Origin of the sequence: Chryseolinea soli (assembly GCF_003589925.1) — a bacterium.
Lineage (GTDB): Bacteria > Bacteroidota > Bacteroidia > Cytophagales > Cyclobacteriaceae > Chryseolinea > Chryseolinea soli.
This window is the reverse complement of sequence record NZ_CP032382.1, coordinates 7,869,507-7,884,615: the sequence shown is the minus strand read 5'-3', so window position 1 is coordinate 7,884,615 and position 15,109 is coordinate 7,869,507. Positions and strand designations below refer to the sequence as shown.

The window sequence follows — 15,109 nt, the reverse complement described above, 5'->3', positions numbered from 1 at the left end:
AATCTTATTTTTTTATCAACATGGTTTTCGTGTGAATGGGAGCACCCGTGTTGGTTTGTGCGAAATCCTCCGGGTGGTGATAATAAGGTGGCGTCTTGCTCACGTAGTTGAAATTCAATTTTAACGTGAGCGGCGCATAGGCGGAGATCGGCACAAATTCGTCCGTCGCCAGCGATGACAGCGCGGGATAAAGCCCGGCCAAAAGAGCATCCCAGAAATGATTGTCGATAATGTCGGCAGCCCGGTTGCGAACGTTGATCCATTCGAGGGCGTTCACCGATGCGATCTGGTAGCTGATGGTGATCGTCTTGTCGTATCTGCGCATCATCTCGGAGATAGGCTTGCTCACCGATGAACTACTTTTTTCGTAGGCAACCACGCCCTCACCTTCATAGGATTTATTCACGAGCGCCGACGCGGATTGCATCGCCATCGGTTTTGCCGCCACGGCGCTCAGCTTCAGTTGTGCCAGGGCTGGGACGGTAAACAGCGCGATGGCTACGGATAGAATGATTTGAAAGGTTTTCATAGTGTTTGTTATTTTAACATGATCATTTTAGTTACCGCGGACTTGCTGGCCACCTCGTTGGCATAGACCTTAATGTATTGCGAGATGACTTGCTCATTGATCTCCGCATTGGTTAGCGGAGGATCGACGGACCCGACAGAAAAGTCGATCGGGCGCGATGCCGGTTCAAAGAAGGCGATCTCCTCGAGTGGCGTGCCAAAAGAGCGGATATAGCGCGGGCCCAGTTCTTCATAATAACCGCCATAGAAAACCTTGGCCCAAGGTTCATAGAAGGCGCGACGCGTGTGTTCTTCCGACCACCGGTTGCGCGGCTTGGCTTCAGACACGACAACCAACGGACCGATCTTATAGCCATCGTCTGCAAACGTGTAGTTGAATCCCTGGATATCGAACACATCGAAACCTTCACTCAATCCATATTCAGCGGCATACAACTCGAGGATCCCAAAGGCATCTTTGCGTGCCGTCGACGACACTTCGGAATGCGAAAGCTTTTCGGACAGGGTGTTGTACTTGCTGGTTTTAAAATAGTACCGGTGCAACTCGATATCCGGTGCCTTCTTCAGCGAAACGTGCACACCGGTCAACGCGCTGTTGCTCACGTCGACAAAGTTGTAGCTGCCCAGATACTTATTTTCCACATCGTGTGTAAAGTTGCTACCCATCAGTGCCGTGCCCTTGAGTTGTCCAAATTTTTGAATCCCGCTGCCGGGCGAGCCCGATGCCGCCATGACGGAGGTTGCTTTGATGCGTTTCACCAATTTGAACTCGATCACCTGATCGTTTGGCAACGTGGGAATGGCGAACGACACACCGTAGCGGCCATAGGACGACACAGGCGTTTCGAAGGTTCCGGACTTGCCACCCTGGTACGATGTAAAAATCGCAAAGAGATCATAGTTGGGATCGTTCATCAAACAAGGCACGGCTTGGGTGAGCTCGATGTATCCCGTTGTCGATTCTTTTTGCAAAAGGTAACGCTGCCGGCTGATGGGATACGTGGCCACAACCGCATTGGTGATCTTGGCAATGCATTCGCCCGTGGCAAAATCGAGGCTTCGTTCTTCAATCATCGGATTGCCTTTGAACGTGCAGGGCTTTTTGGTAGAGCCAATGATCTCAAAGGCTTGCACCTTTACTTTGATGGTATAGTTTTCTTTCGGGTCAAGCGCGGCATCTTTATAGATCGTGGCCAGTTTGCCTTCATCCGAGATCCGGAAGGTGCGGTTCAGTGTCTTGCTGCAAACAACTTCACCGGTGCTCTTCTTGATCACATCAAACTGTTGCAGATCCACCCGGAACGTGCGGGCCACCTGCACACCCTTGTCGTTGAGCATGGGGATGACAAACTCGGTTTCCACAGGATAGTTGAATGCCGTCTGCGGATCGGCCAGGATGGACGTGTTGTTTCCGGCTGGACTCAACTCACTGATGATCGGTATGCCGCCAAACGGACTGTATTCCGGAACGCAACGACTGCCAACCTCAACGTGGAAGTTCATATGACCAGAGATCAGTCCACCCAACACGTTGTATTCGCCATGAAGCCAGCCGTCGAACCATGTGGGGTTCGGTATGCCCATCGTCATGAGCGCGGCAGCCTTCACTTCGGCCACGGCCACATTGCCCGTGAAGAACCATTCATCCACACTCAAGCCAAACGCGAACTCGGCCCACATATACAGTTGACCATTGGCATACCAGCCATTAACGCCCGGTTCCTTTGCCGCATCACAACCCTCGCTCAACTTTCGCAACGCGATATCAAAACCGATGCCCGCGCCAAGCCTCATGTAGAAGATCAGGAAGCGAAGGTCCGCCGGTCCGTAACCCATGCTGGCACCAAAGGCAAGACCTTCACCCATCCCGATGTCACCCGTGCGGTTTCCGCCGTAGCCTTTGATTTGATCGAGCACTTGTTGGGGTGGCGGCGGCACTCCCGGGATGTCGTGGTTCCCCATCATCAGATAGCCGTCGTAGTTCAGGAACTTCACCAGGCTCAGTTTTATCCGATCCGAAGGCTCGCCCACTTTGAAGAACCATTGACTCTTGCCGGCGTCGATGTTGAGGTGGATAAATCCATGCCCGTCGATGACGTCGACCAGATTCACGTTCACACCGACCATGGCATCAAAGATATCGTTGGCGAAGTCGTAGCGAATGATGCCTTTGCCTTTCACAAACGCCTTATCCGTTTGCATCAACGGGCAGATCATTGCTGCATCGATGTCAATGCTCATCGACACCGGTGCCATGGTGCTGGTGTTCACGATCGCCTCGAACGTACCCGACGCCTGGAACGAAGTGCCATCGCTCACCCCCATAATGATGGTGGCCTTGAAACCGGCGCGGTTGGCTGTCGGCGTATACAGGTTGGCAACCGGCGGGGGACCAGCGTTGTAAAAATCTTTCGGGTTGAGTACGGGCTTTTGACTGAGGTTGTAAAACACACCGCCGCCAAAACCAAAAATGCTGACGGGAATTGGCCCGCCCACGGCGATACCGGGAGGCGGCAATTTGAACCGGGCGTCGACATACCAATAGTGGAAGGATTTGTTGCCAAACAGTACTTGCGCATCCGCTTCAAAACCCGAAAACATGACAGCTTTCAATCCTCCGCGAATGCCATTACCAAACTCGGCATCACCATCAAAGAAAGCCACGTCACCTTTCACGTTGACGGGACCGACCGTTCCCTCGAGGCTGATTTTCTTGGGATCCACTTTGTCGAACTTCCAGTCAGGGCGTTTGCCGTTGAAGTCCAACTTGCCGAGCAAATCAAAGCTGAACGACGCTTTAGGCATCAACGCGATGTTGCAAAGCTCCACGTTCATCGTGAAACCGATGCCAGCTTTCGATCCGGAAAGCACGGGTTTGATTTGCTCTAAGCCAATATCAAAACCGCCAAGCGACTTGTTCGGACTGGCCAACCCGGCATTGAACGTTTCGATGTCGAGATAAGGCGCCACGGTCTGCAGCTTCAACCCCTGGAATTCCATTGCCCGGAAATTGATCTTCGTCAACGGCGACAAGTCGGCGATGATGTCCATACCTCCGTTAAGCGTGGCGGCCGCATAAAAATCTTTTCCACCACCCGCGGTCACCAGGATGTTTGACGTGTTGGCCAGCGTGAACTTCGAGTACCAGATGGGCACCTCGAGGTCGTTCTTCGGCTTGATCACAAACTGAAATTCCAGCGAACCCGCGGGCTTGCTCAGAGTGGAAGTATAATCGAGTTGACTCTTTGGATTGGCGGTGTTGGAGCCGGAGATAGGAAGCACCAGCTTGCCATTCATGCCCCCCGATACAAAAGAGTTGTTCAGAAAGTTTATGCCGATGTTATCCACCGAATAATACCATCCGCCCAGGTCACCATCGCCAATAGCCAACACGTTGGTGGCGTTCACGGCACCGCTCAGGCCTTGCGTGTCAATGATCAGATCTTTTACGGCAGTCGTTAGGGGCGGCCCACCCGATGCCTTTTTAATGATTGCCGGGAGCTCTACCGTCAGGTTGGGAAGATAGAAGCCGTTCCAGTCGGGGGTGGAAAGATTGGGCTTGGCGGCGATGACCGGCATCCCCATAGGATTTGATGAGGAAGAGTGATCATAGGTACCGCTGCCCACCAGCGTGAAACCGAAATCGGTGCTGCCACTCAAATAGAATGGATCGATATCCACTTTCGCCATCCAATTGCTCCAGGAAATGGCACTCGCCGTGAGCGTCGCCTTTACCGGGCTTACCATGTCCGATTTTTTCACCAGCATGCCGGCGGGGAAAGCATACTCGGCCTGTATGCGAAGTTTTTTGAATCCGTCTTTGTCAAACACCACATACGTTCCGGAGTCAAGCGGATTGACGGGCATCGGCGCTACACCTTTGAGCTTCATGTTGAGGGGAGCAATGTTGAAGTCGCTCGACAGGTAAAGTGTGCCTTGGCCGCACAGACCGGCGTTGTCCATACAAACCGATTTTGCACCCAGCGCAATTTTGGTGGCACCGTCGGGAATGTTCACCACCGTGGCGGCTTCGAACGTGGCTTGCTCGGGCGTGAACGTGGCGCCGGTAATGGCAACGACCGTGCCAATGCCGCCGATGTTTTTGTCAAGTCCCAAAGGCATTTCAAACCCCGCATTGTCGATGGCGGTGTTGATGTTGGAAACCAGTTGCTTCACGTTGGCTTTGAAATATTCATCAAGCTTCTGAGCGTCGCTGGAGGTGAATGGAATCGACTGGATGTTTGGCGCAGGCACGGCCGGGATGAAGTCGACATCGCTTTTCACTTTTGCTTTCACTGTGCCGCTGATGGCCTGGTTGGAGGCATTCACTTGCAGGTCGGCAAACTCCACCAGGATGGGGATGAGCTTGCTGTTGATCATGGGGAAGTTGATCTTGCCGTGTCCCTTCAGCAGGCCGGCTTGTTCGGTGGCTTCGAGCACCGTCATCTCGAATTTTCCGATGGTCACTTTGCTGCCGACGATCGCTTTGGAATTGTCCACACCACCGCCTGGCACGGCTTCCTGGCAGCTGCACACCACGGGCCCCATGGCATTCATCACTTTGAATGCCGCCACGTTCGGAAATTTGTTTGCAGGCGCTTCGCCAAACGTAAACGAGCTCACTTCGCTCCGGCCTTCATTCCGGAACACGGTGCTCCGGAAGGGATCGATCGCCGTGACCATAAAGGCATATTTTCTTCCGGCGATCAACGTGGGTTGCGCCGGGCCATAGAGAAACGCGTTGCCGGTCACCGTCTGCTCAAAAAACGGCGGCGTCGTGGCCGACTGCATGGCATCGTTGATGTTGCGGCCGGGCGTCAGCATCTCCACGATCTTCAACTTGAATTGTGTCGACGGCGGCGCACCTGCCGGAAAGCTCCAGGTGAAGAGCACGTTCTGCGGCGTAACGCCACGCACCACTTCATCGGCATACGGCCGGATGAGATAAGGAGGCTCCAGGTTGGTGATGCGAAAAGCATTGCTGCAACCCATCGGCTCATCCACCGACAACGGAACTTCCGGTTGATTATAATCATACGCCCGCGCGCAAATGCGATAGATGCCCTCCGGCAAGCCGTTGCCTTCGCGCAATGCGGTGGCCGACGTGCCGCGCACCTCGAGTTTGTCGATGTCGAACAAACTACGGATGGCCATCGCGTCGAGCTGCAGGGTCATGCCCGCAGGCAGATCGATCGGCCGCGGCGACCGGTACTGACGCGAAGCATGGATCTCGATGCCATTGTCCCCAATGATCGCCCCGCGCAATTGCAACGACACGGCCGACTGGCGATGCGACTGCAGCGTGATGATGATGCGCTCGGGGTGTTTCTCATAGTCATCGATCTTCGTCGAATAGGGCGGGGTCACCATCACGGTAACGGTAACATCATTTTGCGCCTGGCAATACGTGGCCAAGGCCACCAGCCAAAGCACGGCAACGATCAAAACGATCGCGCGGGCACGAACCTTCACAGGAATAGACATATGAAAAGGTTGTTTAGATTTTGAATTCATTTTCTTAAAAATTTACGGCGTAAGAAATTTCACCCCGGAACTCGCTAAAGCGTGTGCTCTCTTTATTGCCTTCATGGGGAAAGTTTCCGATGTAGTTGATGTTGGTGCTGAACGTGTGACGTTTGCTGGGCCGGTATGAACATTGAAGCCCATCGTTCAGCAACAGATTCTTCTGTCCCCCGGAAAAAGATTGCAGGATCGCTATTGACAACCCCACCGAAAGCTTGTTGTCTTTCAGGTTCTTGCTGCCCCCCAGTGTAATGCCCTTGTTACCAGTCTCGGTTCTCGCCATGGTGAGGTGTGCGGAATTGAGGTTGACGTAGAGCGTGAGGTTTTTGGGAACGAGCATGATCTGGTAGTTGAAGAACATGTTCACCGAGCTGAGATCGTTGTTCATCCTCGGAGATGCATTCAGATCTTGCAGGCTCATGCGATTCCACGAAAGCAGGAAGGTGTGCGTGACGTTCTCCTTCGGGATAATGTATCGTGGCGTGATACCAACGGTTCCCGTGGTTTGTGTGACGAGCAACGTGTCCGCCACGAACACTCTTCCTGGTTGTTGTTTTGTCGAGAAATTGGTGTAGGTGAAATCCACACCGAGGTTGTCGGTGATGTTGGCTGTAAGGTTGGCCGATCCGATCACCCGTTTGCTGGTCGATTCCTTCTGGTTCTGAAGATTGTCGCGTTGCAACCCGAGACTGCCCGCGAAATGAAGCTTCCGTTTAAAGAGGGAGAAGCTCGGCGCGATGGTGATGTTCTCCAGGTCGTTGTTAAAGAAATAAGACCCCATGGATTTGAAGTCGGGATCGACTCGCTTGTATTGAACTTTGAGCGTGAGATCGTTCAGGCGATACCCCACCGCAATGTTGTATGCACTATAAAATTCAGTGGAGCCGTTGATGGTGATAAAATTTCCCAGCGTACTCTTCAAAATATCCGGAATGGAATCGACCTTGATATGCGACCCTAGGTTGGTGGTGTAGTAGCTGAAGCCCGCGTCACCTTCCACAAATACACCCTTGTAGGTAAAGGCACCACTCACTCCAAACACTACATTTTCGGCGGGCGACACACGCGAGGTCATTTTTTCGGAATAGTGAACGCTGGTGCTGTCGTCTTTGGCTTTCATCATGCTGAAGTCGATAAAATTATTCCCTTTCCCGACCCCGATCTTTGCCGCATAACCACGCCGGGTGTACTGAAAAGGATCATACGTTCCCGACGTAGTGTCCACGGCTGTAGCGCGGTTAAGCCGTCCATACATAAATCCAATGCGCAGTATGCCAGGCGTTAGATCGACACCCGCGCCAAGAATGGTATGACCCGCCAGCGTGTAGGGCGAATAGGTAATGTTGCGGTACCCGGCGTGAAGCGTGATCCACTTATACCGCGGACTCAACCCGAACTGGTTGAACGGTTGCCGGAACGAGCGCTCTTGTTCGCTGTACACAAAATAGAAAGGGATGGTCACCCCATACAGCGTCAACACGGGCGAACCGGAGAGCACATAGGAAAAAGGTTTTCTCCGGTCTTGAATGCCTTTGGCCGAATAGAACAGCATACGTGCGCTTGCGCTTCCCGAGAACGTGACCGGCTTTTGCTGGGCAATGTTCTCCAGGTCCTGGGCGCTGGCCGCCAGGTGAGTGGCGGTCAGGCAGAAGACCAGCAAGGAGGCATAGGCAAATTTTTTTCTCAGCGTTTTCATGATGCACGTGTTTCGTCAATTCGGCTCCACGCGCACCAACTGATAGTCGGTGCCGGTATACAAAGCGCCGTCCATCATGATCAAATAACCCGTAAAGGGAAAATGGACCTTCTCACCGATGCCTTCGCGCGGCCCGTTGGCATCGGCACCACCGGCCAACGCGCTGATGGTGTTGTCGGATGCGATGGTGATAATTTTGGTCCGGTCGGTCAGGTAGCTGCCACTGCCGCGAACATAGGCGCTGCAGTACACATTACCCTCCGGCCCGAGGGCTACGCCTCCGATGGAAAGGGGAACATACGGTTCGCCGGAACAACCATAGCGCGCTTTGGCTTCGTCCAGGATCGTGCTCACCACGCCAGTGTTGCTCGCGATCTTCCTGACCCGGGCAGGTTCGTAGGCTTCGGTCAGAAAAATATTGCCGTCGTCGTCCACCACGAGGTCTCGTACAAAACTAAAGGTGGCTTGCAGGGCAGGACCGTCTTTGCCGCCGTGTTCACCCGTGCCGGCGATGGTGGTTACATTCCCCACCAGGTCATTCGCATCGGGTGTGATCATGCGCACCCGCACGTTGCCTTCGTCGCATACGTAGAGATTATCCTGCTTGTCGATGAAGAGGCCCCGGGGTCTGTCGAAGTAGGCCTGGTTGCGTGGCCCGTCGAGATAGCCGGGTTGGGGGTGACCGTATTGAAAGTTATCGACGCCGGCATACAAGCTCACATATCCATCGGGTGCGATCATGCGGATGCAATTATTGCCGGTATCGGAAACATACACGTTCCCTTTGCTGTCTACCGCCACATCCGAGGGATAGTCGAACAACGCGAAGCTGCCATACCCATTGAAGTAGCCACTCGTATTGCCCGCCCTGCCGCCGCCGGCGACGAAGCTGATGGCCCCGGAGGAAGCGCGTTTGTAGATGCTGTTCAGCACGGCCCGAACGACGTAGATGTTCTTTTGTACATCGGCCGCCAGGCCATCCATCTGAAGGTCGTTCGAAGCGATGGTCACCACACCGGTGGGCAGGTACGTAAAGTTCGGGCCCGTGGCCTCGGCCTTGTCAACCACCACCGAAACATTGCCCGAGCCTGCACGCGCGGGAACGATCGCGGTGAGGTAGGTGGAAGATGCCAGCAATACTGCGGCCTTGGTTCCATTGATGAAGACGGTATTCTTGGAAGTGATGTCACTGAAATCTTTTCCGGTGATGGTGAGGGTATCGCCCATCCGACCGCACACCGGCGAGATCTGGCTGATCGAGTGGCGCGGCGGGTCGTCGCTGAATTCATATTCATGTGCGCACTGCTGAGATACAGCCGACACGATGAAGATCATGGAGGATGCTATGAAGGATTTCATTTTTTGAGGGGTCTTGAAGTAGTGTAGTACAGACAAAGAGGTTCCACGAAGAGAACGAGGCGTTCTTTTCACAAAATAGATCCCTGGCCCGGGGCACAAGGCCCCGGCGGAATACTACGTTTCGCTTAACAGTGGATCAAATAGAAGCTTACTACGGTTGGCCTATTGGCAGATAAACCCGTTTTGAAGGTAAGCGGTCTTCAGTGCGGTGTTCTTGATGCTGTATGCACCGGTGATCACGGCATCTTTGGCCCAAGCATTGGGATCGTTCGGCGTGATCGCCTGAACGGAAGCATAGGTTCCGTTGGTCGTGATGTCCATCGTGGGGCAAAGGACGACGGGATCGACGTTGTAATAACCGTTGCCGGGTCCCCATTCCCACAATAACCAACCAATGTCATGCTTGGCGGCCTCGGTGAGGACGGCGGCATAGTCCACGGCACCTTCGGTCGTGCAGCCGTAAGTCTCGGGCACGTTGTCGCCGGGGTAACCGCCGAACGCACAGACCTCGCCCAGTATAAGGGGCACTTGTGCCGTGGCGGCAGCGTTCAGTTGACCGGCAATGAATTGCGGCGTGGCACCGTCTTTCTTGGACCAATAGGGGTGAGCGGAGATGAGAATGTTGTGCAGCGGATCGTGATTCACCAGGTTCGCGGCGATGGGCACCACGAGTTCCAGGTTCTTGCCACAATCCGGCGCATCGATGATGAGCGGTGTGTTGATGCCCGCCGTTCTCAATTGCGTGATGGCCGATTTATAGGCCGTCTCGAACTGCGTGGCCGTCACCGAATAATCGCCGGCTTCATTGGCGATGTTCACCAGCATGGCGTGTTCATATTTTTTCACCAGGGCCACCACCGGCGCACTCGACCAAAAATTGACGAGGTCGTTCAGTCCGTTCAGGTTGCAAGTGGCTTCGTGCATCTCCACCATGGGGATCATCTTTTCTTTCATACAATTCTTGATGATCGCTTCCAGCGTGGTCAGGCTGGTGGCGGTGCCATTGCTGTTGGTCTTTTGCCATACAATGCGCACACTGTTGGCACCCGACTTGGCGATCTCGGGAAAATATCCGGCGCCTTGCGGATCGTTCTCGTCGAACACACTCATTTTGTTCACCCCTTTCAGGATCACCTGTTTTCCGCAGGGATCAAAAAGGTGGGTGCCTTCGACATAGAATGTTTTTTTGGTCTGGTTGGTGGGCTCCGTGGTGACGTCGTCCGAGCTACAGGAATACAAAAAGATCACCAACAACACCAGCACCATCATCAGCGCCGCAAATAAAGCCTGGCGACGCATCCGGATGGTCCAATTCGATTTTTTCACTAAAGCAGTTTCCATAGACATGAGAGTTTTTTTTTCTATGTAAATCAACGAGGAAATCGGGCGGAAGACAATAACCCTTTTGGGGAAGCCAACGACAGGGAGGCGGTTTGGAGCGACGAATGGCGGGGTAGGAGGCTGAAACGCACGGCATAACCCGCTAATCAGCGAACGATACGACACCTATTGAAAATGGAACGACATTCTCGTCAGGACGCGAAACAACTGGCTACTAATTACTGACCACCGAATTTTGGCTCCTGAAGGCGGAAGCTCGGGTTGGTAAAGTGGAAAATTTCATTTTACTTTGAAACACAAAGTACTTTTAAGTCGTTAACCGTTCGTATGACAACAGACCAGCAAACCATCGGTGCCAACCCCACGGTAGGGGTTGGTGGCACCACCCTGCAACAAAAGCGCGATCCTTTTCTTCTGCTTGGATATGTCTTCCTGGCAGCATCTTGTTTTTTCTATCTGCTTTTTGAATTCACACCCCAGGAGGGCAGTAACTATACTTTCGAGGTGTTTATCTGTCATTACATTTTGGCGTTGGGCTATGCGGGATTCTTACTCTACAACAAGGCCTATGGCATTCGGGCGAGTTGGCGAAAGGAGAATATTCATAAAACGGTGGTGCTGTTAAATTTGTTTCTCGTCAGTGCCTTTGCCCTGAACCGCGAGTTTGCCGTGTTTGAAGCGTCGGCAAACTGGTGGAGCGTTTACATTGTGTTCTCTTCGATGACCTTGCTGAGCTTTCAATATTTCGACAGGTTACCGGCGTGGGTAAACAAGATCCAGTTTGTTTGCCTTGGCGGTGCGTTTGTACTGTATGTCTATTCAACGGTGGTCATCGCCAACTACTATCTGTTCAGTTGGATCGGGCTCTTATTTTTCGGGATCGGCGGGCTCATCTATGTGCCGGTTTGTTTCGTGGTGTTGGTCATTGCCCTGATCAAACACTATCATAAGAACGTGGATGTCCCGGCCGCTTGGATGATCGTCGGCGTATTGGCGCCCCTGCTGTTCACGGCGGCTTTCATCTCCGAATGGAGCCGCCGGGTGGATGAGATTGCCAAGGTGACCAATCAATCGGTTATCTCCCCGAAGACCCAGCTTCCGGCTTGGGTAAAAGCAGCACAGACATTGGAAGACGATTGGATGACGCGGATGATCCTCAAATCCGATTTGGTCTACACCACTGCAAAGGACCGGTTTTCGGAATTCGACTTTGCTCCCCGGAGGCTATCCTGGGAAGAGCAGCGCAAACACGACCCTTTGGTTTTTCTGGCTACGGGCGTCAAGGAGTGCACCTTGTCGGCCGACGAACGCATCCGCATCCTTCAGGCCATCACCAAAACCAGACATCAAACGGAAGACCGGCTCTGGTCAGGCGAAAACCTGACGACCTCCTACATTGTAACCGATGTTGATCTCTACCCGGATCTTCACCTGGCCTACACCGAAAAATACCTGAATGTAAAGAACTCGGGAAAACAACGCTGGCGCAACACGCAGGAGGCGATCTACACCTTTCAACTCCCGGAAGGCTCCGTGGTCACGTCGCTTTCGCTTTGGATCAACGGCGTAGAAGAGAAAGCGATACTGACATCCAAACAAAAGGCAACCGAGGCTTATACGACCATCGTTGGCAAAGAAAGCCGTGACCCATCGGTAGTGCATTGGCAGGAAGGAAACACGGTGACGGTTCGCGTCTTTCCCTGCACGCCGAAAGAAGAGCGTAAATTCAAGATCGGCGTCACCTCACCCCTTACGCGACAACAAGGACAAATCGTTTATAAGAGCATTCGCTTTGATGGGCCCAACGCCGAAAATGCCCAGGAGACGACACGCGTCACGTTCATAGGTACACCACCGAAAACTGAGATGCCCAAAGGTTTTAGAAAGAACGATCAAGGTGACTATATCTCCGAAGACGCCTACAATCCGGAGCTGTACATTGGAATGGAAGCGTCGCCCGTGAATTCGGACAACACGTTCTCGTTCGACGGCTACACCTATTCACTGGAATCTTACACACCCGATTATGAGCGCTACCAAGCCAACGCCGTTTACCTCGACATCAACAACAGTTGGACGCCCGACGACGTGGAGGCATTCAAAGACCGGCTTGCGGACAATCTCTATGTGTTCTATAACGAGGAATTTGTGAAACTGAGCGAGCAGAATTGGCGGATCGCGGAAACTTTGCAAAAACGCGCCTTCTCCCTGTTCCCATTTCACCTGCTGAAAAAGAAGGATGCTCCCCTTGTGGTCACGAAGGGGAGGGCTCTCTCGGTACACCTCAGCGATTTCAAAGGCAGCCCGTTCGCGGTGCACCTCGGTAAATTTTTCGCGTCCGGCAAGCGCGTCCGTGTTTTCAATTTGGGTGAAAACGTGTCGACCTACGTTGGGTCGCTGCGCGAATTCCGTGCGTTGCAATTTGGTGAAGGATCCCGGGAGGAATTGTTCGCCTTACTGGACAAGCAGCAATTTCCCACGCTACACGAAACGGAAAACAGCGTCGTGCTCCACGATGCCAACCTGAAGCTCACCCGGAAGAAATCCGGCAACAATCCTCCTCCTAATTCAGCCCCCGATCACCTGGCCCGCCTGTTCGCCTATAACGACATCATGCGGCGCGTCGGTGGCGGTTACTTCAAGGAAGATTTTGTGAACGAAGCCCTGGTGGAGGAGGCGTCCAAAGCCTATGTGGTGTCGCCGGTATCGAGCCTCATCGTGCTGGAAACACGCGCGGACTATGATCGCTTCAATATCCATGGCACGAAGAACAGCCTTGATAATGCTGCCAAAGATTCCTCCGGCGCGGTGCCCGAGCCGCACGAGTGGGTGCTGATCATTTTGTTTGCAGCATTTGTCATTTACCTTAAAGTGAGACGTTCATGACACTCGCTGTGCTGGGCACGATGATGCAGAATGCAGGAGCCGTAAGCCGTCAACAGGTGCTGTTGATTTTGCTTACGGCCCTGGGCCTGTGTGCAGGGTGCATTGGGCTGCCCTTCACTTACGTCACCGTGAGCAACTTTGTGGTGGGGCTTGTCTTACTGCCGTTTGTGATCATCCGGCAAGGACCGGCGCGCATCAATGTGTGCTATCTGCTGGGTGTTCTTTTTTTTGGATGGCTGGCTCACCTGTACCTGCTCAAAATATTTTTCTTTCTCATGGTGGCCTTTTTTCTTTTGCTGGTTTGGGAAGCGGTAGGGGGAAAGCTGAACACCATCATCCTGTTCCAGATCGCGTTGATGTCGCCCGTGTTTCTACAGGTCACCGCCATCCTGGGGTTTCCCATCCGCTTGTGGCTGAGCCAGTGCGCGGGAATGCTTTTACAGGTTGGGTGGGACGTTCAGGTGGAGGGAAACCTCATGATCCTGGACGGTTTTCAGTTTGCCGTGGACGAAGCCTGCATGGGACTGAGCATGCTCAGCCTGTCCATGCTGATGGGTGTGTTTGCCATCGTTCATCATTACCGGAAAGCGAAACGCACATTGTCGCTGGGATGGCTCGTCGTCTTCTTTGCTGCAGTGTTCGGGCTGAACGTGCTATCGAATCTTTTTCGCATCGTCATGCTGGTGCTCTTCAGGATCCTGCCGGAAGATCCGTTGCATGAGATCATCGGGGTTCTTTGTTTATTACTTTACGTCATGGTGCCCTTGTACTTTCTCGCCAAAACTTTGGTCCGGAAATTTGGGAAACCATTTGAGCAAATCGCCACGCCAACCTACACGCCCATTCGATCGAGGCTACTCCTTGCGGCATTGGGCATTTTTGTTTTATCGATGAGCTTCACCATCCGCCCGGAAGGCGCGGAGTTGTCCATTCCCCACGCCTTCGTTGAATTCAAAGACGCAAAGGGCATTGAACTAAACGGAGGCATCACCAAATTGACCACCGACGATCTCCTGATCTATGTAAAGACCATCCCCGAATTTTTCACCGGCGAGCACACCCCGCTGTTGTGCTGGCGCGGGAGCGGCTATCAATTCAAAAGCATCCGCAAAGAACACATGGGGCAGCATGAGATTTACAAAGGAGTGTTGTCCCGAGACCAGGAAAAATTGTACACAGCCTGGTGGTACACCAATGGCAACCGCGTAACCATCGATCAATGGGAATGGAGAAGCCGGATGGTGACTGAAAAGGAACGATTTGCCTTGGTGAACGTGACCGCGAAGGACGAAATGTTGTTAGACCGGAATTTAAAACAGCTGTTCAAGGGCGAATTGATAGTTCGCCCTGAACAACGGGTAAGGCAGTAGCCAGTAGTCAGTAGCCGTTAGTCAGGAGTCAGCAGTAAGAATTCAATGGGCCGGTAGTTGTGCGTGCGGATGGGCATGAATGTGGAAACAGAACGGTAGAACCGAGATATCTTACTCAGGGAAATCTTTCAAATGCTCAGTCAAGCCACAACCTTGAAAAAAATGGCTTCTGAATCCTGGCGCCTGATTTTGCCTTCGCAACGTAATGCCTAGAGCACAAAAGCTCCACAATCCAACGCCCCTATCGTCCATTCAACTGGATTTTCGCGTAAGTTCACATGTAAGTTTCCTTCGCATCCTCCATCTGCTTTTCTGCGTCAAAAAAATCGCGATCCATAGTAATCCCGCTTCAACCGTGAAATGATTGCCTTTAACGATGTAATACTCTCCTCTCTGCTTAAAAAAA

7 protein-coding genes are annotated in these 15,109 nt (G+C 53.0%); 2 read left to right on the top strand and 5 right to left on the bottom strand.

Going from position 1 to position 15,109, the window contains the following annotated elements; genetic code table 11:
• Positions 1-4: 4 nt before the first annotated feature.
• The 5 genes from D4L85_RS32770 to D4L85_RS32750 form a co-directional block, all read right to left on the bottom strand.
• Positions 5-529 (bottom strand): hypothetical protein, encoded by a 525-nt coding sequence (locus D4L85_RS32770; RefSeq protein WP_119758317.1) that lies wholly within the window; start codon positions 527-529, stop codon positions 5-7.
• A gap of 8 nt (positions 530-537) precedes the next feature.
• Positions 538-6,042, bottom strand: a complete 5,505-nt coding sequence (locus D4L85_RS32765) for a hypothetical protein (RefSeq protein ID WP_160144155.1) — start codon at positions 6,040-6,042, stop codon at positions 538-540.
• A gap of 4 nt (positions 6,043-6,046) precedes the next feature.
• Positions 6,047-7,747: a hypothetical protein gene (locus D4L85_RS32760; RefSeq protein ID WP_119758315.1), complete on the bottom strand. Its 1,701-nt coding sequence runs from the start codon at positions 7,745-7,747 to the stop codon at positions 6,047-6,049.
• A 15-nt stretch (positions 7,748-7,762) separates the two neighbouring features.
• Positions 7,763-9,106, bottom strand: a complete 1,344-nt coding sequence (locus D4L85_RS32755; RefSeq protein WP_119758314.1) for an IPT/TIG domain-containing protein — start codon at positions 9,104-9,106, stop codon at positions 7,763-7,765.
• Positions 9,107-9,268: 162 nt separating this feature from the next.
• Positions 9,269-10,447 carry a glycoside hydrolase family 5 protein gene (locus D4L85_RS32750; protein WP_160144154.1) on the bottom strand — a complete coding sequence of 393 codons (1,179 nt, stop codon included), beginning with the start codon at positions 10,445-10,447 and terminating at the stop codon, positions 9,269-9,271.
• A 327-nt stretch (positions 10,448-10,774) separates the two neighbouring features.
• Here D4L85_RS32750 and D4L85_RS32745 point away from each other — a divergent pair, with 327 nt between their 5' ends.
• Together D4L85_RS32745 and xrtN are read left to right on the top strand one after the other, a co-directional pair.
• Positions 10,775-13,333, top strand: coding sequence for an XrtN system VIT domain-containing protein (locus tag D4L85_RS32745; protein WP_119758312.1), 2,559 nt, complete (start codon positions 10,775-10,777; stop codon positions 13,331-13,333).
• On the top strand, positions 13,330-14,703 hold the full coding sequence (gene xrtN, locus D4L85_RS32740) for an exosortase N (RefSeq protein WP_119758311.1): 1,374 nt from the start codon (positions 13,330-13,332) through the stop codon (positions 14,701-14,703). Before D4L85_RS32745 ends, xrtN begins: the two co-directional genes overlap by 4 nt.
• Positions 14,704-15,109: the final 406 nt, after the last annotated feature.